The sequence below is a fragment of the Candidatus Limimorpha sp. genome, from assembly GCF_056203535.1.
This window is the reverse complement of sequence record NZ_JBADWU010000090.1, coordinates 15,617-33,790: the sequence shown is the minus strand read 5'-3', so window position 1 is coordinate 33,790 and position 18,174 is coordinate 15,617. Positions and strand designations below refer to the sequence as shown.

The following is an 18,174-nucleotide window of genomic DNA, read 5'->3' as shown; positions in this document are numbered from 1 at the left end:
CACACCATAAAATAATGATGAAAAGTTAGAAAATAGAAGAAAAATTCATATATTTGCCGCGTTGTTCACTTTGAATTTTGGCTAACGGACTTCACGAAGTTCAGAGGGATAGCGCGAAAATGTTAAAAATAGAAGTCCCCTAAACCAACAAAATATCATAATATGGAAAGATTACTAATAACGCTGCTTGCCATTTCGTCAATGGCATTTGCATACGCCCAAGAGGGCGGAATCATCTACACCGACTTTGAGCCGGACCTTGGTGTAGCACAATTGGAAGCCCTTGACAACAATGATACCTTGAAGATAGACCTTGACCATAACGGAACAATGGATTTTCTCATATTTATAAGAAAAGAACCGACATCTCCATTGATGCGTCATGTCTACATAACGACAGCTTCGTCGGAATGGACTTTCCGTCCAAATTTTGACAACATCTTCGAACACGACACTGTCGTTTCAAATCCGCCATATCCAGCAGGATGGGGTGTTTCAAACAGTCCATGGCAGCTGCTTTGGGATTCCAACTATATGGAAAAAATGATTGGTTTTCACAAAGTTGATGGTAATGATAACTATTATGCATGGGCTAAAATCTATTTCTATATAGATGGTCATGGTCATCATCCATCATACGGAGAATATGAATTGGTGTATGCTTTTTGTGACTGCATGGCCTACTGCACCATTCCCGACTATCCGTTGCGCTGGGGCCAGACCGACCTCACCTGGGGCGTTGAAGAGGACGGCGAGCCGTTTGTAGCCATCCATCCCAACCCTGCCAACGACTCGTTTACCCTAACGGGCGAACAGCTATCCGAAGCCAGGCTTTACAGCGTCACGGGGCAGCTTGTCGGCACCAAGCAGGGCAACGGCACGGAAAGCCTCACGATGGACATTTCAGACCTTCCTTCGGGGCTTTACTTCGTCACCGCCATCGGCAAGGATGGGCAAAAGTGCGTGCAGAAGGTGGTGAAGCAATGAAAAAGCCAATAAATAGCCTCATCCTCACGGCAGCAGTGGCGGCCTGCTGGTGGGATGCCAGGAAAAAGGCAGCCGGCCAAGTCCCTCGCAAGCCGAAAGCGAAACGCAAATTCAAGTTCCAGTCTACAACGACACAACGGAGATGGACGAGGAAACCCGTCACCGCATCATTCTGATTAAGTCCGCGAGTGCGAAGGGGTGTACGGAGAAGTGAGGCTGTAAAACCCAAAGCGTAAAGATATTGAAAAAGGTCGGCTCAAATCAAGAGTCGGCCTTTTCTGTAGTGGTGAATTTCCTAATAACAGAATTCTTGGTTACTTTTTCTTCACATAGTTGTTCATCTTGTCGGCACCCCAAATCACTTCCATGATCTTCATTGATTCTTCAACATCCATGTTGCCGCGGGCTTCAAGGTTGCGTTGGATGAATACGCAATCGGTGAGTTCGGCGTTTTGGCAAACGATGTCGTGAGCCAGGGCATCGCAAGTCGGCGCACCGCAAATGCCGCAGTCGGTTTGTGGAAGCATAACCCTTATTTCGTTGATTTTCTTCATTTTTTCCAAGGCTTTCGCAATATCTTCGTCCAAGACGAGCATGGAGCGTGGCTTGATTGGGTCGACGTGAAGATTGCGTGAAAGGTAAACACGCTCCTGTTCCATTTCGTGGTCTTTGGTCTGTTCGCCTTTTCGTTCGCGGTCGGCAATCTTGCGGCCTCTTTCGAAGACACGTTCGCAAATGATGAAACGGTTGTCACAGGTGAGTATGCCGCCAGGGCAGCTTTGGTCGCAGGCGCGGAGTTCAAGGAAATCGACGTCTTCTATTTCATCGTTTTCCAGTTTTTCAAGAAATTCGGTAACGTTTGCGATTTCGTCAATGGCGTAGGAGTGCTGCACGTTGGTAAGGCGACGCTCGCCGTTGGTGAGTGAAGTCAGTACGCCATCAGCGGAAAGCTGTGAAATAGGCAGCTTCTGTTCCTTGAATTTCTTTCCTTGTTCCTTGATTTTCTTGTAGACGCGGTTGTAGAGCGAATCCATGTTGATAACCCCGTCAACGCTCGATTTTTCTTCGCCCACAGGTGCTTTTACGGCTGCAATTTTCGCAGCGCATGGCGTGATGTAGAACAAGCCAATCTGGTCGTCGTTCAATTCATATTCCTTCTTGATTTTCCGTCTGATATACTTAGCAGTGATGTCGATAGGCGCTTTCAAAGGAATCAGGTTTTCGACAAGGCTTGGAAACCTGACTTGAATCAGCCGCACAATGGCCGGACAGAATGTCGAGATGAGCGGCCTGATGTCGGGATGCTCGATGGCGTATTTGTTTTTGGCTGCCGTGTAAATCGGTATGGACGACTCGGCTTCAATCACGTGGGTGAATCCGATTTCCTTCAAGATGCCGTAGATGCGCGAAACGGAAATGTCGTTTGGAAATTGTCCCATGAAAATGGCGGGGACGATGGCAACGCGGCACGGGAAATTGAAGATGGAATCGAAGTCGTCTTGTTCAACGTAAATGGCGTGTGTCGGGCAGGCTTTGAAGCAGTTGCCGCAGTCGACGCATTTGTCGGGCAGGAAGACGGCTTTGCCCTCGCGGACGCGGATGGCCTCGGTGGGGCACGATTTCATGCAATGCGAGCAGCCGATGCAAGCATCTTCATCGATTGATAAGGCGTGAAAGAAAGGGGTCTTTTCCATGTGTGCTATTCTTGTTTAGTTATACTTTTTTTGACTTGTGGACATTTAGACTTGTGGACATTTAGACTTGTGGACAGTTGGACTTGTGGGCTTGCGGAATTTTTGACTCTTTGACATTTGGATAAATTGATTGATGGCATTAGGGAGTGGGTGGATTGTTGTTCCCATTTTCAAGGGTTGTGATGAAATTCGCTATCTTGTTTGACAGTCCTTTTGACTTTTCAATGTAGATGTTGGCAGTTGATGAATTAAGATAGCCGATTTTAGGACATAAGTGAAACATGTTTCTGACTTCGCCGCAGCTGCCTTTGGCAATATTCAAATATCTGATAAAGACTTTGTCAGAGTCGTACTCTGAACCTTCTGCAATATTATTTGAAATGGATACGGCAGCTCTTTGAATCTGATCTTTGAAACCCCAGTCACGATTGTCAATAAACATTTTGTAAATGTCAACAGCCAAATCCTGAGCATCTTTCCATATCGTCAGTTTTTCAAAATTATGCATAATTAAATAATTTCAAATTGTCAAAAAAGTCTAATAGTCAAAATGTCTAATAGTCTAATAGTCAAATAGTCTAAAAGTCTAATAGTCAAAATGTCTAAAAGTCCAATCGTCGAAATGTCAAACAAAGTTGACTTCCATTTCAACGGTCGTTCCGACACCGACGGTGGAACTTACGTTGAGTTTGTCGACGTTTTTCTTTATGTTGGGCAAACCCATGCCGGCTCCGAATCCCATGTCGCGGACTTCGGGCGAGGCCGTTGAGTTGCCTTCCTGCATGGCCCAGTCGATGTCGGGGATGCCAGGGCCTGTGTCGACGATTTTCACCGTGATTTTGTCCGGTTCAATGTCGGCGTAGATGGTGCCGCCGTAGGCATGTGCTATGGCGTTCACCTCGGCTTCGTATAGCGCCACCACAACCCGCTTGATGATGCTCGGGTTGATGTTGAGCTGCTTCAGCGTCTTCTTGATGGCGCTTGAGGCTGCTCCGGCATTCACAAAGTCCGCTTCGTAAACTTGGTATTCGAAATGCATGATGTTTTGTTTTTTTAGTTGATACTTAGTAAATTGAATTGAGGCCTGCCGAATATAGGATACCGCAAGCCTTAAACATTGAAAAATCACATTCCATAAGGACCATGCCTTCGTCTTCCGCTTCCTCAATCATTTCCTCCGTGGCTTTTTTCTTGCGCACAAGCACAATGACATCGAGGTTGCCCATTTCGCAGGTGCGGATGGTCTGCATATTGCAGAGGCCGGTCAAAAGGATAGGACTGTGGTCGCCGATGGTGAGCACCTCGCTCATCAAATCGGATGCGAAGACAATGTCATTTTCTTCGTCCAAACGGTCTGCGCCGCAAAGCACCTTGGCTTCCAAGAGTTCTGAAATTTGTTTGATAGTCATTTGGTTTACAAATGTTTAAGGAATTACATGATTTCTATTGTAAAATGTTGCTTTTGGCTTTTGGTCTTTAGCTTTTGGCTCACTTGGCATTATGTAAGAAGTTGCTTCTCGTTTAATGATTTGTTTAGCCAGAAGCCAGTTGCCAATAGCCAACAGCTAATAATCAAATCTTTTTCTGTGTGTCAATTCATGTATTTCCATGTTCGAAATTAAAATATTAGTCGTTATAATTGATTTCCTTCAGGTTTTCCTGAATCATTTCCTTCAGGTATTGCATGATGTGGACATCGTTCATCGGCATTCCGTCCAAGGCTTCCTTGATTTCGTCGGTGTCGAAAACAAATTCGCCGTCATCAGTGATGTGGGTGTAGATGAAATGAATGTCTTCGTGGGCAGAGAAAAGCATGACGAGCGAACCTGCCAAGTCACCCATCGGCGGTCGGTCGAGGTGGTCGTGTTGGAACCAGAAATTGAGTGTGGTGCCCACGCCGACGGTGCTTTCAATCTTCATGCCGCCGCCTGCGTTTTCGGTGTTCATTTTAATAAGGGGTAGCCCGAGGCCGACTTTGCGCGTCTTGCGCGTGGTGGTCCAGGGGTCGGTGACCTTGGCGAGAAACTCCGGACTCATGCCTTTGCCGTTGTCCTTGATGGTGAAGGCATAGATGTTGTCCTTGAGACTGTCGCGGATGGTGAGCTCTACGAGGGTCGAGTTGGCCGCCGTGGAGTTTTCCATCAGGTCATATACATGGAGTGATAGTTCTTTCATTTTTCTTCTTTTGATGAAGTGATTTTTTTATCTGTTTGTAATTCGGATAGTTCACGTTCGATATCTTCTATTGTTGGAAGTGTGCTTTTTAGTTCTTCTGGTATGGCCTTGCTCATTTGATAGTCGCTAATGCCAATAGGTTGATTGTATCCTTTTAATACATAATCAGCCATGATTTCGCTTTTGCCTTGGCACAACACGATGCCGATGGTGTCATTATCACCTTCTCCTTTTAGTTTGTCGTTTACAACATTCATATAGAAATTCAGTTGGGCGGCATCGCCTGGCTTGAATTTACGAGCTTTCAGTTCGATGACAACGTATGCGTGTAGCTTGATGTTGTAAAGAATTAAATCGGCAAAGAAATCTTCGCCTCCAATTTCAAAGTGCTTTTGCCTTGCGACAAAGGAAAAGCCATTTCCCATCTCCAAAAGATAATTTGTGACATGAGTAACCAATTGATTTTCAATATCTCTTTCGTCCATGGCTTTTTGCGATTCCGTTATGTCGAAAATATATGGATCCTTGAGCAGATAATTGGCCAAATCACTCTGAGGCTTTGGTAAAGTGCGCTGAAAGTTGGTGTGTTTTTTAGCAAGAATCTGTCTTTGAAACAAACCTGATTTTATTTGTAAATCAAGGATGTTGCTGCTCCAGCCGAAATTTGGGCATCCTAACATGTACCAGAATCTGATTCCTAATGATAATTTGCTGTCCATCAGCACTTGATGACTTGCCCAGTTGGTGCGTGCAATAGGAGATTTGAGGAATATTTCTTCTATTTGCGCAGGAACCTCCTGCGTAATTGATGTTGAGGTTCCAATTTGCGCATGAAGTTCCTGCGCAAATTCAATTTCTTCAATTTCTTTGGCTGTTTGCAGGATGGCTTTCGTGTCGGGAATCGACATTTCTGCTTCTCTGGCGCTTAATAGTTGTATGATATTGAGCGGATAAAGCTTTGCAAATTGGCACATGTAGGTCAGATTGCGAGTAGAATAACCTTTCTTGTTTGGATTGGATTTTCTGATGGCATCGGACAGTTTGCTAATTACTTTGGCGCCCCAACCAGACTTTTTCTGTATTTCCAAAATGTAAAGTCCCATTTTCCAATAATGCAACAGCAATTGGGCATTTGCCGCCGCCATGACTTTGACTTGTGCGGTGGCAATTTCATAATTCAGAAGTTCAATGGCTTTGGTGAAAGTCTCTGAATTTGTGATGTCTTTATATGGGGGATGTGCTTCTTTCATTTCTTTATCCAAACAGCAATTGCAGTTTTTCCTTCGGCTCAGTGTCAATGTATCTTCCGTCTTCGCCGTGCAGGGTCTTGCGGAACTCATCGAAAGTCTTGTCGTACATGTAAAGCACGCAATGCACTTCGCCGATGATGTGCAGGAAATGGGCATCGCTGCTTTTGGTGAAATTGAAACGTTTCAGATAGGCGAATTTCTTCAGAAAATCCTCTTTCTTGACGTGCTTCGATATTTCCAGTGCATCGGCCTTGAGGTCGGGCGGAATGAAACCCAACTGGCTCATCAAGCTGCTGGCAGGCTTGTTGACATGGGCCGGAACGAAAAGACCGCCGATTTCGTGAACCTTGTCGTAGAGCGTGTCCAAATCAGCGTCCAGAGCCGACCAAAGCAGCCATTCCTCTTCACCAACGACTTCCTCGTTTTCATCTACAATAAGCTGATAACCAAATTTATCCTCATCAAGCGGAATGTGTGGAAGATGCTCGTCGAGGAACTCCTGAAACTTGTCGAGTTGTTCATCGGTCTCGAAGTAGGCGAGGGCATGGGCTTCTTCCTGCGTGGTGATTTCAACGCCGCCGATGACCAGAATGCCGTTGTCGCGCCCGATTTTCTGTGCCACCTTGACCTGCCGTGTCGTGTTGTGGTCACAAATGGCGATGACATCGAGGTGCAGCTTCTTGGCTTGCTCGATGATGGCACTCGGACTCATGTACAAGTCGCCGCACGGCGAAAGTACAGTGTGCAGGTGCAAATCGGCCCTATATGCTTTGAGTTCCATTTTTTCTTTTGACTTGTGGACTTTTAGACTTGTGGACTTATGGATTTTTTAGATTCGTCAAATCGTCAAAATGTCTAATAGTCCAATTGTCAAATAATCGTCCAATTGCCTAATGTAACAGATTATACACTAATCCGGCAATTTCGTAGGTCGGCAGCGAGGTTTGCAGCACAGGCAGACCGTCGTCGTTGCTTTGCTCGATGGTTTCGGCATTCGGAACGAGGTCTTTCACCAGAATGATGCAGGCCAATTCTTTCAGTGAAGCGACAGCCATCACGTTTTTGTGGGTCTGCAATGTAATCCAAATGTTGCCTTCCATGGCGTTGCCCATCACATCGCTCAAAAGGTCGGAGATATAGCAACCGTCGATTTCGCGGTCAAGCCCGTTGGCTCCTGACAGGACTTTAAGTCCCAGTTTGTCTACTAATTCTTGTACTTTCATTTTGTAAAAAATATGATTTGTGAAAACTGACGGCAAATTTAATAGATATTTTTTTAGAAATGAAAATAATTCTTTATTTTTCTTATTTTTGCCGATGAAATTTTAAACTCTATTGAAAATGAGGAAATTATTATTGTTAATCGGCATAATTGCAATTTTTATTTGTCAACCTAATTCACTGACAGCTCAGCCCAACGGCATTCAGGTAACGGAAAGCACTCCTTCAGGGCTGAAAATCCATTTCGAGACAAAGGATTTCTCCATGACTACCTTTAATTATAAAGGTGAGGAGATGCAGACCTTCAGCATGGCGGGCTTCATGCTACCAGCCGAAAAAGACGCGCCTAATGTGCCCTGCATCAGCAGTTTTGTGGCCGTGCCGCATGGCGCAAAAGTGAGCGTGAATGTTGTTGGAATGGAAATGGAAACCTTTGAGAATGTGAACCTTGCGCCATCCTTAGGCATTGTTTCTGACTTGGAAAAAGCCAATGCAGACTATGAAAAGGATGCGGAGATTTATGCCGTGAATGCATTCTATCCATTGCAAAACGTAGATGTAAGCGAACCTTTCGCCCTGCGCGGTGTCGATGTCGTGGCGCTGAGTCTTTTTCCAGTGCAGTTCAACCCGATTACAAAACAGTTGCAGGTCTGCCGCAATATCGAATTGGAACTGAACTTTGAAGGCGGGGAAAATTTTGGCGAAAATCGTCTTCGCTCTCCTTATTGGGATGCAATTCTGGAACGGAACATTGTAAATTACAACGTTTTGCCTAAAATCGACTATGCCGCCCGAATGAAAAGCTGGCTGAATGAAAAGGCCACGGGTTGCGAATACCTGATAATAGTCCCGAATAATGATGATTATGTCGCCATTGCCAACCAACTCAAGAACTTTCGCATGAAGCAAGGCATACTGACCGAAGTGATACGCTTGGACGAAATTGGCGTGAGCAGTGCCGATGAACTGGACGCTTGGATTAATGATGCCTATCTGACTTGGGACATTCCGCCCGTCGCGATTTGCCTTGCCGCCGACCACGGCACGGATCTAAGCTGCAACATTCCGTCGTATTACGTTAGCCATCCCGAGATTGGTCAGTGCGTGAGCGACAATTATTATTCCTGCATATACTACATGGACTTTGGCGACTTGCCAGACATCTGCGTTTCACGCTTGCCGGCTTCAACAGCTGATGAATTGTCTGTTATGGTTGAAAAGCAGATTGACTATGAGTTAAATCCCAATATCGAACTGTCGTTCTATCAGCATCCGCTTACGGCCTGCTGCTGGCAGACCTCATCGTGGTTCCAGCTTTGCGCCGAAGTCGTAGGCGGCTATTGGCGGAAGCAGGGCAAGGAACCGGTACGTGTGAACGAGATTCTGGAAGGAACGCCCGACGAGGTGTGGTCGACGGCGGCCTATAACACGCCGACCATAGTATCGTATTTCGGCCCAGATGGTCAGGGCTATCTGCCCGCGCATCCTTCGGAGTTGGGCGGCTGGACGGGCGGCACCGATGCACAGATTATCAATGCCATAAATGCGGGGGCGTTCATGGCGCTGCACCGCGACCACGGTTATGAGACAGGTTGGGAAATGCCGCACTTCGACAACGGTTCGGTGAGCGTTCTTGATAACCACGGACGGCTGCCATTCGTCATGTCAATCAACTGCTCGACAGGGCGTTTCGATTTTGGCAGCGACTGCCTCGTGGAAGCCTTGCTCAAACATACTAAGGATGGCGCGACAGCTGGCGCAATCGGCGCGATTGCCCCGACGGGACCATCGTACACCTTTGTCAACGATCTGCTGACTTGGGGTGTGTTCGATATGTTTGATAGTGATTTTATGCCTGATGTCGAGCATTATTCCGACCATGTAGGTGATTGTCTTCCAGCCTTCGGCAATGTTGCGGGGAAGTACTTTCTGGCACGTAACAGTTGGGTGACGCATCACGGGAAAAAGGCGATAACCTATAAGATGTTCACTTCGTTTTGCGATGCTTTTCTGAGGGTGCATACCGAGGTGCCGCAGGAGATGAACGTATCCTATCAGCCGGCGCTGTATGAAGGGGTTACGGCGTTCAGGATTTCTGCGCCTCAAAATACAACGATAGCCTTTTGCAAGGAACTTGAAGATGGTGATGTGGAACTTGTTTCACTCGTCCCAGCAACAGGCTTGTCGCAAACGATAGAGTTGCCGCTTTTCCCGTTGGGAACGAAAATCATCCTCACGGTAACGGGTCAGAACTATCAGCGTTTTGAGCGTCATTTGGAGGTCGTGAAGCCTGAAACCGCATTCCTGGCCGTCGAAAATGTGGTGCCACATTCAGGTTCGCTGTGTGCAGGCGAAAGCAATTCTTTCGATGTAACGGTGAGAAATATCGGTGGTACGACCTCACGTCATGGGACTGTGTTCTTATTCGAAAAATCAGATTGTCTGAATATTACAAAAGAATTGTCGCTTTTTGCCGATATTGAGCCCAACGAAACGCTGCTGATTGAAAATGCCTTTGAATTTATGGTGAAAGATGTGACTTCGGAAAATGCAAATTCAGGTATTACGGTAGTGGCGCAATGCGACGATTCGTACGCGGAACGTGCGTTTGAAATTCCGGTTTGCGTGCCGGCGTTGCAAGTTTCCGAAATGGTTTTGCAAACCAATGATGGAACCTTAGGTGTGGGCGAAACAGCTACAATATCGGTTGAAATTCAGAATGTTGGCAATGGGCTGGCAAAAGATGTCAAGGTTTGGGCTGACATGTTGAATGATTTTGTGGTTTTAGCCGATACCGCTGTGATTCAGAGCATTGAACCTCAGCAAAGTGCAAGCGTTTCCTTGGCTGTCGAGGCCTTGGATTCGGCTCCAAATGGTATTGTGTTTTATGCGCATGTCAATTGCGAGGCGGGCGAAAACGGCAGTTATGCCAATCGGGTTCAATTTCAGGCTCCGTTGGGACGCAATAAGGTTGAGGATTTCGAATTGGGCAGCCTTGATACGAATTATTGGTTCTTCAACATCTGGCAGAATTTCGGCTATTGGGCGGTGACCGATGTCGAGCCTTACGAAGGCAATTACTGTTGTGCTTCGCAACCGCTTTCTGATGATATAGATATCAATATGTTTTCGTACTTTGTTCCAAGTGGTGCCGATGATTCCATTTCGTTTTATTACCGTCTGTCGGGGCATGAGGGCAATTCGCTGAATTTCTACGTTGATGCCACGCTTATGTTGAGTGCTGACGGTACGAAAGATTGGACACGTGTTTCTTTCTTTGTCCCTGCCGGTGCGACTTGTACATGGATTTATGAAAAAGGCAACACTGAAAATTATGCCGGTGATTATGCGGCCATTGACTTTGTCACGCTTCCGCATGGCGAAAACAGCACTTTCTCCGCTGGCCCTGATTTTTCGACATGTCCGGCTCCTTTTGCCTTGAAGGATAGTTATGCGTATGGCGTTAAAAGCGTGACATGGTTTAATGAGATTGGTAGCGGTAACTTGTATAACATATATTCTTTACATGCGTCCTATGCGCCGTCTGATGACGATATTGAACGTGGTTATGTTGTGCTTCGTATGAGGGCTAGACAGTATTATGAAGACCTCCAGGTAAATTATCCGTCTGATACTGTGACGGTCACTTTTGAATCGCCTGAGATAGCCTATATGCCTCAGCCCGAAGGTGAAACGGAAATCCTGCTCGATTCCACCTTGATAGGCCACTATTCGATTCCGCCAGTCGAAAATGCCGTTTCCTACGAATGGTTTTTGTCGCCAGCCGAAACAGGCGAAATCATTGGCCATGGGACGGAAGCCACGGTGAAATGGAACCGCTTCACCTTTGCGACCGATGCCGAAATTTCGGTTCGAGCCTATACGCGCTGCGGCGATTATGCCGAATCGTTGCCTTTGCCAGTAAACGTGATGTTTTGCGTGGATGAAAATCCGGCTATGGAAGGTCTGACGGTTTATCCCAATCCTGCCACTGATGCTTTCCTCGTAATGGCGCATGATGTTGAAGGCCAGCAAGCTGTGCTTTCCGTTTACAATGCTGTCGGTCAACGCATGATGATGCAAAAGGCGACCATCAGCGACCACACGGCGCAATTCCGTTTTTCATCAGAGGCTTTGCCCAGCGGACTGTATCTGATTGTTTTGCAGACTGATGAAACCATTAGAACTGGAAAACTGATTAGAAAATAAGGCGTGTTGAATGATTTGAAATAAGTTTTTATCATTTTGCGGGTGATAATTTATGATTTGGAAAGAAAAAAGGAATTATGAGTAAACATGTTATGAATTTAGTTTCCAATGACCCACAGGTTGTGGGTGTTCTGTTTTGCATACCATGGAATTATCATCGTTACATTTAAAATAGTGGAATACAATAAATTATAAATATATATAAAATGAAACACTTAACCTTATTCATTACCGCCCTGCTCGTTTCGGTTGGGACGATGGCGCAGAATGTTGATTACGATTTTGCTTCGGGTTGCGGGCCAGGCCATACGCTTTATTACAAAATCCTTTCGTCCAATCCGCCACAGGCGGAGGTCGTAAATAGCGAGGCTTCGCCACAGGGTGGCGACTTGATTATTCCCGAAATGGCCGCCGATACCACCCACACATTCCGTCTCTACGAAGTGGTTTCGATTGCCGACCAGGCATTCCAACACTTTAATATGTTCAGTGAGAAGAATGGTAAATTGGTGATTCCTAATACGGTTGTCGCTATCGGTGATTATGCTTTTTCGCTTTCAACTTTTACAAGCGTTACGCTTTCGGAGTCGTTGGAACGTATTGGAGAATCTGCTTTCTGGTATATTCTTGATCTGACAGGACCACTGGTCATCCCTCAGTCGGTGACTTCGATTGGAGAAAATGCATTCTATAGGTGTGCTTTCACAAGCCTCGATATGCAGGCGCCATTGGCGGAAATTCCCAATTCCTGTTTCTATGAATGTGGCTTCACAGGGACTGTCACCTTGCCCGAGGGCGTGATGAAAATCGGGAAAGATGCATTCGCAAAATGTGATGCCGTGACAGGGTTGGAGTTGCCGAGTACTTTGAATAATATTGGCAGTTTGGCTTTTGGTGGGTGTTCGGGCTTGACATACATAAAAATAGATGCTCTTGCGCCGCCATACAGCCCGCCTGCTGTCTTTTCATACGTCGATTTCGACATTCCCTGTTCATGTGCCATGCGGAACAAAGCCGCTGTACGAAGAGACTCCGGGCTGGACAAACTTCACCAACATCATTGACGACCTCGATGCGGTAAATGAACTTGAGACTGATGATTTTGCGGTATATCCGAATCCTGTTGCCGATCAATTGCATGTTTCGTGCCAAGGCTTGAATAGTGTGGCGGTCTACGATGTGCAAGGTCGGAAAATCATCAGCATGGAGACGGAAAACGAAAATGCCTGCCTCGATTTCTCAAAACAGGCATCGGGCGTGTATTTCATTGTTACTACGGCTGCCGAAGGCCGCAAAAAGGCTTCGCGCGTGGTGAAACAATAAAAACAGGATTGATTCAGAATGGCGTTTTGTCGCCAATGTAGCACAAAATGTCGTGGTCAAGGTAAACGGATTGCAGACGTTGCAGTGTTTCATCATCCACGTCGCCGCTTGCTGCATAATCGTAGGTGTATCCCAATTGTTCCCATTTGGTCTGTCCTAAACGATGGAATTTCAGAATGTTGACTTCAAACAATCCGTTTTCTTTCATGAAATCGATTAGGCGGATGGCGTTTGCTTCGGAATCATTGTATCCGCTGATGACTGGATAACGCAACACTAACCGTCCCTGCCAATCCGAGGCTTTCAGTGCGGAAATGTTGCTTAGAATAAGTCTGTTGGAAACGGAAGTCCCGGCTTTGTGCTTTTCGTCGTCCATGTTTTTCATATCCACAAATGCGAAATCGACCAGAGGCATGATGTCGAGAAGCGTGCTTTCTGGCACGCAGGCCGAAGTCTCCACAGCCGTATGGATTTGCAGTTTTTTACATTCTACCAAAACGGCCTTCAGGAACTCCGCATGGAGCAATGGGTCGCCACCGCTGAAAGTGACGCCGCCTTCGCTTCCCCAGTTGTTGAAATCGCGTTTCAGCACCGACATGAGTTCGTCGACGGAATAATACTTGCCACATACTTTCAGCGCACTCGATGCACAGGCACTGGAACATTCGAAAGTATGGCACTTGCGGCAAATCTCCCATTGCACCTCTGGCCCTTTTTCAGTGAAAACCAGTCCGTTTCGTGGACAACGCTGTGTACAGGCACGGCATCCCGAAGTCCATTTGCAGACCCGCTGCGCAAACATCAGATGCGGATGAACCGTGAAATTTTCAGGATTGGAACACCAGCGGCAGCGTAATGGACAGCCTGAAAAAAAGACAGTTGTCCGACACCCAGGCCCATCGTGTACCGAAAAGGCCTGAATGTCGAAAAGGACGGCTTGGATGTTGCTTGAATCCGTCATCTTGGAATTATTTCATTTTGAAATGTTCGCAGGAGGCAGCACCACAGGATGCATACGTCCAGTTTTCTTTTTCAAAGCCGTTGCAAGTTCCCAGGTTGTGTGAATCAGGGTTGGTGAAATGTAGGCAGCAGCCGCATTTTTCCGCTGTCACGAAACGTGGACAAGCATCGCTTCCTTTTCCATCGATGGGCAATATTGCTTTCGAAAGGGCGCACATTCCTTTTTCACAATCCAAATATATGTAATTTTTGCAATCTATGTGTTTCATAATCATTGAATTAAAATTGTTGACGGTTACGCATTTTCGTATTCTGTCCTGTATATCACTTCGTCCTGAATAGGTTTGCCTATTTCGCACCAATATTGCGTGAAACCGGCCACACGAACCATCAGGTCACGGTAGTTTTCAGGCTTGGCTTGAGCATCGCGGAGGGTCTTTGAATCCACAATGTTAAACTGCACATGGAATCCGCCCTTGCGCATATAAGCGCGTACAATGTCCAACAGTTTGCGGGTTCCCTGAACACCATTTACTGCCGAGGGATGCAGCTTGAGGTTCATCTGGGCATTCTGCTGTGTGCCGTGGTCGTAAACCGTTGCCGATTCGAAAATCGCATAAATGCCGTTCTTGTCGGTTCCGGCAGCGGCGGAAACGGATCCGTCGGAATAGGTGGTTCCGGCCAAACGGCCTGCGGCATCGGCCAAAGTCACAAAACCTTGTGGGCCGTGGGTGGAAACCGAAATCTGGCACATGTACAGCGGTTTCCCGTAATACGATTGGAAGGAACGTGTCAGGCCAAACATGGTGTCTTCATACCATTTCAGGAATTGGTCGGCTTCCCAGTCGGCATTGCCGAATTTCGGCGCGTTCAGGCAGTCGGCGAAAATCTGCGCGTATTTGCTGGCTTCGTCGGTGGCTTCGCGGAAATCAGGCGAGAATACGCCTGTCTCGTATGATGTCTTGAAACCGAAATTGTGCAACATGGCTTCCAACATTTGTTCCAATGTGTATTTTTTGTCTTTATACACATTCTTATATAATGATGACAGCGCGTTGACGAATGTGATGGTTCCGCAGGATTCAAAATTGATGGTGGCATTGTAGCGTCCGCCCATCATGCCGAGGTCGCGGCCTTTGGTGAAGCAATCGGGTTTGAGCAGCGAATTGACAATCGGCATACAATGCTTGCGCCAAATGTCCATTTGCAAGTTGTTCACCTTGTTGACTACATCGATAATCTGTTTCAGGTAATTCACCCATTCCTCCTGCACGGCTTCGAGGCTGTCGAGTTTGCGGTTATGTGCCGGAAGAATCTGGCGTTTCATGCGGTGGTCGTATCCGTTGGTCAACACCAATTCAAGCACTTTCGGGAGACCGACGAAATGAACGCCGCTACCAGCCGTCGGACCAGCTCCGCCTGGAATCCATGTGATTTTGCCATCGTATTCCAAAGGCAGGAAGCAGCTGGGCGAAGACTCCAAGCAACCGCCCAGGCACCATGCGCGGGCATCTTGCAGGTTCATGCCTTCTGGACCGTAATTCATCATCATGAAATTCATGCCCGTCTGGTTGTTCATCCAAGCAGGGTAGCCCATGCCAAGTTTGGTGCAGCTGGCCGCCTTCATCAGGAATGATTCCGGAGTTTTCTCGTCATACAAGATTGACAGCGTAGGTTGGGTTGTCCTGCATCGCATACCGGCTTCGATGATGTGATATTCAAGAGGCGTTACCGCACTCAGACCATCGCGGTTGAGACCGCCGAGCGAAAGGTTGTTGAAGGTGTTGCCCGAAAGCACGCCGCCTGTCACGCCGGCAGATGCGAAACATTCGATGCAGGTGATTTTGATGCGGTAGAATTCCAATAGTTCAATCACTTCTTCTTCCGTTGTAATGCCTTCACGGATGTCTTTTTCGTAGAATGGCTGCAATACCTGTCCGATACGGCCGATGGACTGTCCCGATTGCGGGTCTTCGTTCACCACGCCGTAATGACAGGCCAAGGTCAATTGTAGTGCCTGACGGAAAGTCTGCGGAGCCTTGTGTGCAATGTGCGCCATCACAGCTTCGATTTCTTCGTAATTCTTCTTGAAAACGGCATCGGTTTCAATGCTGGCAAGATAATGGGCGCGGTCGGCATAGTTCTGACACCATTTGCTCATGCCTTGGGCGATGATTTTCATGGCCACATAATAATAGCCGCGTCCCATGCCGAGAATGCCGTCGCCGTCGGATTCACCCATAGTCTCTTCGATGCGTTGGTCGCACAAGGCAATGATGCCGTCCCAACCGTACTGTAGCGGCAGGTAGTAGTTCATCACTTCGCGTCCTTGGGGAATGCAATAGGAATCGAACATGCACAGCACGGATTCCATAATGTTTTGCTCCAACTGGTAACCAGGGGTATATCTGGCGTATTTGTTGCTCAATTCTTCTACGGAATTGCCGTTCCATGACTTAGAAACTTCGACTAAGACTGGAATTTCCTCTTTGCGGATTCCGAATTTCTTTGCCAAGGAAATGATGTTCCCGTAGCTTTTAGTTACGTTTCCGCCTCCTTCACCAACAATGGAGACAGCGTCGGCTTCCGACAAGGCTGGTGCATCGGCTTCCGACATCAGGGCTTCGGCTTGTGCGTTGAAAAAACTTGCCGTCACCCAAGGGAATGGGAAAGCGCCGCGCACGTTGCGGGTCTTGTTCATCACCAATTTTTCGTATGGCTGTATCGTCACTGTCATGTGTGACAAGGCGGCGGCCATGGCCTTGGCGCGGCGGACAATCGTAATGTCGCCGTCGTTTTCCTGCCAGACCCGGTTGTACCAGTAGGGATATTCCATATCCACAGTGTTTTTCAGGGTATAATAAATGTCCATCAAATGGGTGCATCCTTCGGCTTGTGCCAGTATGTCTTCCATGGTGATGGCTGTCAACTGTTCGGGATTGATGCCGCGTTGTTTCAATAATTCGTTTAGTTTCTCTTCGTTTGTCATAGGGATATTTTAAAAATTCTTGCTTAACTTTGTGTTGCAAAAATAGTTATTTTTCAGATAGCTTTTGCCGAATGCCGTAAAAAGGCTTCGCGCGTGGTGAAGGAATGAAAAATCAAGGCAATTCAAAACTAAACACATTGCGTATTCTGGTTCAACTTCTCAACCGCGATGTCTTTTTCGTCACAATTTTTTTCCAACCACGAATCTCACTAATCCTCACGAATAAAAACCAGCTTTGCTGACAAAACCCCTTCATGTAAATTCGTGCAATTCGTGGTTCATCTTATCAGCGTCCGCCATACATTTGTTAATGAATGGTTTCCTCTGCCAAAAAGGTTTTGCTGGAGTTTTGAAGGTTATGTGAAATATTGCCTGTTCCTAAACGAAAAAGGCACTTCATGCGAAGCGCCTTGCTAAGAGTCCCTCACAGGGAGGGTTGCCGTGAAACGATGCTTATTTCTCGGCGCGGGTCTTGATGATGAACGAACCGAAACCGCGGGTGGATACTTTGCCTATGGTGGCTACCGTAGCGTAGTAGTAGAGCTGGTCGTCGGCATGGGCGAAGCCCTTCAGGTTGAGGGTGGCGGTTCCCGCTTCGACCAACACGTTGGTATTGACCAAGGTGACGGCCTTGTGGGTCTGGTTGAACAATACGATGATGGCGTTCGAGTTGCCGGCATCGTATTCAATCTCGCTCACGTCCCAAGGCAGGGTGACGGCGGTGGCGTCGATGACCGTGGCCGACTGCAGGCTGCCGGCTCCTTCGGGACCGTTGCCTATGCCTATGATGCGGCTGAAGTCGAGCGTCTTGGTGTCGTCTTCAACTACCGCACAGGCGGCAAGCTGACGCGACAGCAGGTTGCGACGCGACAAGCCTATCTCCGAAGTGGGGTAGAGTGCCCTCAGCATCTCTTTGCTGATGCCGCGGGTGGCCTTGCCCAACTCCTTGAAGAAGTTGCGCTGTTTCACCTGCTCTTCGGTGTTCGCGTCCTTCACTTCTGTGGCACGGCTGCGCATGACGTTGCGCCCATTCCATTTCGAGCCGACTACTGTGCCGACGGCTCCCGAAAATCCGTCAAGGATTCCTTTGTTCACAATTGCCATGATGATTACGTTTTTTGGCTTGTTATTATTAATGTTGTTTTCTTTTTTGCTGCTGTTGCAGCGGTTGTTGTTGTTGGGTTTTGTTTCCATTTTATTACACATTATTATTTATGATTTATCGTTTTTCCCCCTCCTTTCTGGCAATGCCATTGCTTCCAGGACTGTTGGCCCTGTGTGGGGGGTGATCTTGTTCTGTTGATGAGTTGTACTACCATTGCTTTCAAATTTTTCGGCAATTTTAGTACAGTGACAATATGGTGCG

17 protein-coding genes are annotated in these 18,174 nt (G+C 47.1%); 5 read left to right on the top strand and 12 right to left on the bottom strand.

Annotation, left to right across the window (positions count from 1 at the left end):
* Positions 1 to 162: 162 nt before the first annotated feature.
* Both AC06MN_RS10630 and AC06MN_RS10625 read left to right on the top strand, forming a co-directional pair.
* Positions 163 to 987 carry a T9SS type A sorting domain-containing protein gene (locus tag AC06MN_RS10630; protein ID WP_475672355.1) on the top strand — a complete coding sequence of 275 codons (825 nt, stop codon included), beginning with the start codon at positions 163 to 165 and terminating at the stop codon, positions 985 to 987.
* Positions 984 to 1,163 (top strand): hypothetical protein, encoded by a 180-nt coding sequence (locus AC06MN_RS10625; RefSeq protein ID WP_475672354.1) that lies wholly within the window; start codon positions 984 to 986, stop codon positions 1,161 to 1,163. Before AC06MN_RS10630 ends, AC06MN_RS10625 begins: the two co-directional genes overlap by 4 nt.
* A gap of 138 nt (positions 1,164 to 1,301) precedes the next feature.
* Here the strand turns inward: AC06MN_RS10625 and AC06MN_RS10620 are convergent, their stop codons facing one another.
* From AC06MN_RS10620 to AC06MN_RS10585, 8 genes are all read right to left on the bottom strand, one after another.
* Positions 1,302 to 2,681 carry a [Fe-Fe] hydrogenase large subunit C-terminal domain-containing protein gene (locus AC06MN_RS10620; RefSeq protein ID WP_475672353.1) on the bottom strand — a complete coding sequence of 460 codons (1,380 nt, stop codon included), beginning with the start codon at positions 2,679 to 2,681 and terminating at the stop codon, positions 1,302 to 1,304.
* Positions 2,682 to 2,820: 139 nt separating this feature from the next.
* Positions 2,821 to 3,189, bottom strand: a complete 369-nt coding sequence (locus AC06MN_RS10615; RefSeq protein WP_475672352.1) for a four helix bundle protein — start codon at positions 3,187 to 3,189, stop codon at positions 2,821 to 2,823.
* 117 nt (positions 3,190 to 3,306) lie between these two features.
* Entirely contained in the window at positions 3,307 to 3,720 is a 414-nt protein-coding gene (locus tag AC06MN_RS10610; RefSeq protein WP_475672351.1) for an ATP-binding protein, read from the bottom strand.
* A gap of 25 nt (positions 3,721 to 3,745) precedes the next feature.
* A complete protein-coding gene (locus AC06MN_RS10605; RefSeq protein WP_475672350.1) occupies positions 3,746 to 4,090 on the bottom strand; it encodes a hypothetical protein in 345 nt (114 codons plus the stop codon).
* A 217-nt stretch (positions 4,091 to 4,307) separates the two neighbouring features.
* The gene (locus AC06MN_RS10600; protein ID WP_475672349.1) at positions 4,308 to 4,856 is read right to left on the bottom strand and encodes an ATP-binding protein; all 549 of its coding nucleotides are present in this window, start codon (positions 4,854 to 4,856) and stop codon (positions 4,308 to 4,310) included.
* Positions 4,853 to 6,106: a PDDEXK nuclease domain-containing protein gene (locus tag AC06MN_RS10595; RefSeq protein ID WP_475672348.1), complete on the bottom strand. Its 1,254-nt coding sequence runs from the start codon at positions 6,104 to 6,106 to the stop codon at positions 4,853 to 4,855. Before AC06MN_RS10595 ends, AC06MN_RS10600 begins: the two co-directional genes overlap by 4 nt.
* A gap of 4 nt (positions 6,107 to 6,110) precedes the next feature.
* Entirely contained in the window at positions 6,111 to 6,887 is a 777-nt protein-coding gene (locus AC06MN_RS10590) for a PHP domain-containing protein (RefSeq protein ID WP_475672347.1), read from the bottom strand.
* A gap of 109 nt (positions 6,888 to 6,996) precedes the next feature.
* Positions 6,997 to 7,329, bottom strand: a complete 333-nt coding sequence (locus tag AC06MN_RS10585) for a DRTGG domain-containing protein (protein WP_475672346.1) — start codon at positions 7,327 to 7,329, stop codon at positions 6,997 to 6,999.
* A 118-nt stretch (positions 7,330 to 7,447) separates the two neighbouring features.
* Between AC06MN_RS10585 and AC06MN_RS10580 the strand changes: the two genes are divergently transcribed.
* The 3 genes from AC06MN_RS10580 to AC06MN_RS10570 all read left to right on the top strand — a co-directional run bounded on the left by AC06MN_RS10580 (position 7,448) and on the right by AC06MN_RS10570 (position 12,859).
* Positions 7,448 to 11,536 carry a C25 family cysteine peptidase gene (locus tag AC06MN_RS10580; protein ID WP_475672345.1) on the top strand — a complete coding sequence of 1,363 codons (4,089 nt, stop codon included), beginning with the start codon at positions 7,448 to 7,450 and terminating at the stop codon, positions 11,534 to 11,536.
* A gap of 206 nt (positions 11,537 to 11,742) precedes the next feature.
* Positions 11,743 to 12,600: a leucine-rich repeat domain-containing protein gene (locus tag AC06MN_RS10575; protein ID WP_475672344.1), complete on the top strand. Its 858-nt coding sequence runs from the start codon at positions 11,743 to 11,745 to the stop codon at positions 12,598 to 12,600.
* Positions 12,533 to 12,859, top strand: a complete 327-nt coding sequence (locus tag AC06MN_RS10570) for a T9SS type A sorting domain-containing protein (protein WP_475672343.1) — start codon at positions 12,533 to 12,535, stop codon at positions 12,857 to 12,859. The genes AC06MN_RS10575 and AC06MN_RS10570 overlap by 68 nt, the downstream gene beginning before the upstream one ends.
* A gap of 13 nt (positions 12,860 to 12,872) precedes the next feature.
* On the opposite strand, the gene hpdA is transcribed toward AC06MN_RS10570, so the two are convergent.
* The 4 genes from hpdA to AC06MN_RS10550 all read right to left on the bottom strand — a co-directional run bounded on the left by hpdA (position 12,873) and on the right by AC06MN_RS10550 (position 18,002).
* Positions 12,873 to 13,820, bottom strand: coding sequence for a 4-hydroxyphenylacetate decarboxylase activase (gene hpdA / locus AC06MN_RS10565; protein ID WP_475672342.1), 948 nt, complete (start codon positions 13,818 to 13,820; stop codon positions 12,873 to 12,875).
* A 7-nt stretch (positions 13,821 to 13,827) separates the two neighbouring features.
* A complete protein-coding gene (gene hpdC / locus AC06MN_RS10560) occupies positions 13,828 to 14,088 on the bottom strand; it encodes a 4-hydroxyphenylacetate decarboxylase small subunit (protein WP_475672341.1) in 261 nt (86 codons plus the stop codon).
* 26 nt (positions 14,089 to 14,114) lie between these two features.
* Entirely contained in the window at positions 14,115 to 16,808 is a 2,694-nt protein-coding gene (gene hpdB, locus AC06MN_RS10555; RefSeq protein ID WP_475672340.1) for a 4-hydroxyphenylacetate decarboxylase large subunit, read from the bottom strand.
* Positions 16,809 to 17,261: 453 nt separating this feature from the next.
* Positions 17,262 to 18,002: a DUF6266 family protein gene (locus AC06MN_RS10550; RefSeq protein WP_475672339.1), complete on the bottom strand. Its 741-nt coding sequence runs from the start codon at positions 18,000 to 18,002 to the stop codon at positions 17,262 to 17,264.
* Between the last annotated feature and the right edge of the window lie 172 nt (positions 18,003 to 18,174).

Excerpts from the sequence above, each read along its gene's own strand:
- AC06MN_RS10575 (WP_475672344.1), top strand. The coding sequence starts at position 11,743 with ATGAAACACTTAACCTTATTCATTACCGCCCTGCTCGTTTCGGTTGGG.
- AC06MN_RS10550 (WP_475672339.1), bottom strand. The coding sequence starts at position 18,002 with ATGGAAACAAAACCCAACAACAACAACCGCTGCAACAGCAGCAAAAAA.
- AC06MN_RS10630 (WP_475672355.1), top strand. The coding sequence starts at position 163 with ATGGAAAGATTACTAATAACGCTGCTTGCCATTTCGTCAATGGCATTT.
- AC06MN_RS10610 (WP_475672351.1), bottom strand. The coding sequence starts at position 3,720 with ATGCATTTCGAATACCAAGTTTACGAAGCGGACTTTGTGAATGCCGGA.
- AC06MN_RS10600 (WP_475672349.1), bottom strand. The coding sequence starts at position 4,856 with ATGAAAGAACTATCACTCCATGTATATGACCTGATGGAAAACTCCACG.
- hpdC (WP_475672341.1), bottom strand. The coding sequence starts at position 14,088 with ATGAAACACATAGATTGCAAAAATTACATATATTTGGATTGTGAAAAA.
- AC06MN_RS10595 (WP_475672348.1), bottom strand. The coding sequence starts at position 6,106 with ATGAAAGAAGCACATCCCCCATATAAAGACATCACAAATTCAGAGACT.
- AC06MN_RS10590 (WP_475672347.1), bottom strand. The coding sequence starts at position 6,887 with ATGGAACTCAAAGCATATAGGGCCGATTTGCACCTGCACACTGTACTT.
- AC06MN_RS10620 (WP_475672353.1), bottom strand. The coding sequence starts at position 2,681 with ATGGAAAAGACCCCTTTCTTTCACGCCTTATCAATCGATGAAGATGCT.
- AC06MN_RS10615 (WP_475672352.1), bottom strand. The coding sequence starts at position 3,189 with ATGCATAATTTTGAAAAACTGACGATATGGAAAGATGCTCAGGATTTG.
- AC06MN_RS10605 (WP_475672350.1), bottom strand. The coding sequence starts at position 4,090 with ATGACTATCAAACAAATTTCAGAACTCTTGGAAGCCAAGGTGCTTTGC.
- hpdA (WP_475672342.1), bottom strand. The coding sequence starts at position 13,820 with ATGACGGATTCAAGCAACATCCAAGCCGTCCTTTTCGACATTCAGGCC.
- hpdB (WP_475672340.1), bottom strand. The coding sequence starts at position 16,808 with ATGACAAACGAAGAGAAACTAAACGAATTATTGAAACAACGCGGCATC.
- AC06MN_RS10580 (WP_475672345.1), top strand. The coding sequence starts at position 7,448 with ATGAGGAAATTATTATTGTTAATCGGCATAATTGCAATTTTTATTTGT.
- AC06MN_RS10585 (WP_475672346.1), bottom strand. The coding sequence starts at position 7,329 with ATGAAAGTACAAGAATTAGTAGACAAACTGGGACTTAAAGTCCTGTCA.
- AC06MN_RS10625 (WP_475672354.1), top strand. The coding sequence starts at position 984 with ATGAAAAAGCCAATAAATAGCCTCATCCTCACGGCAGCAGTGGCGGCC.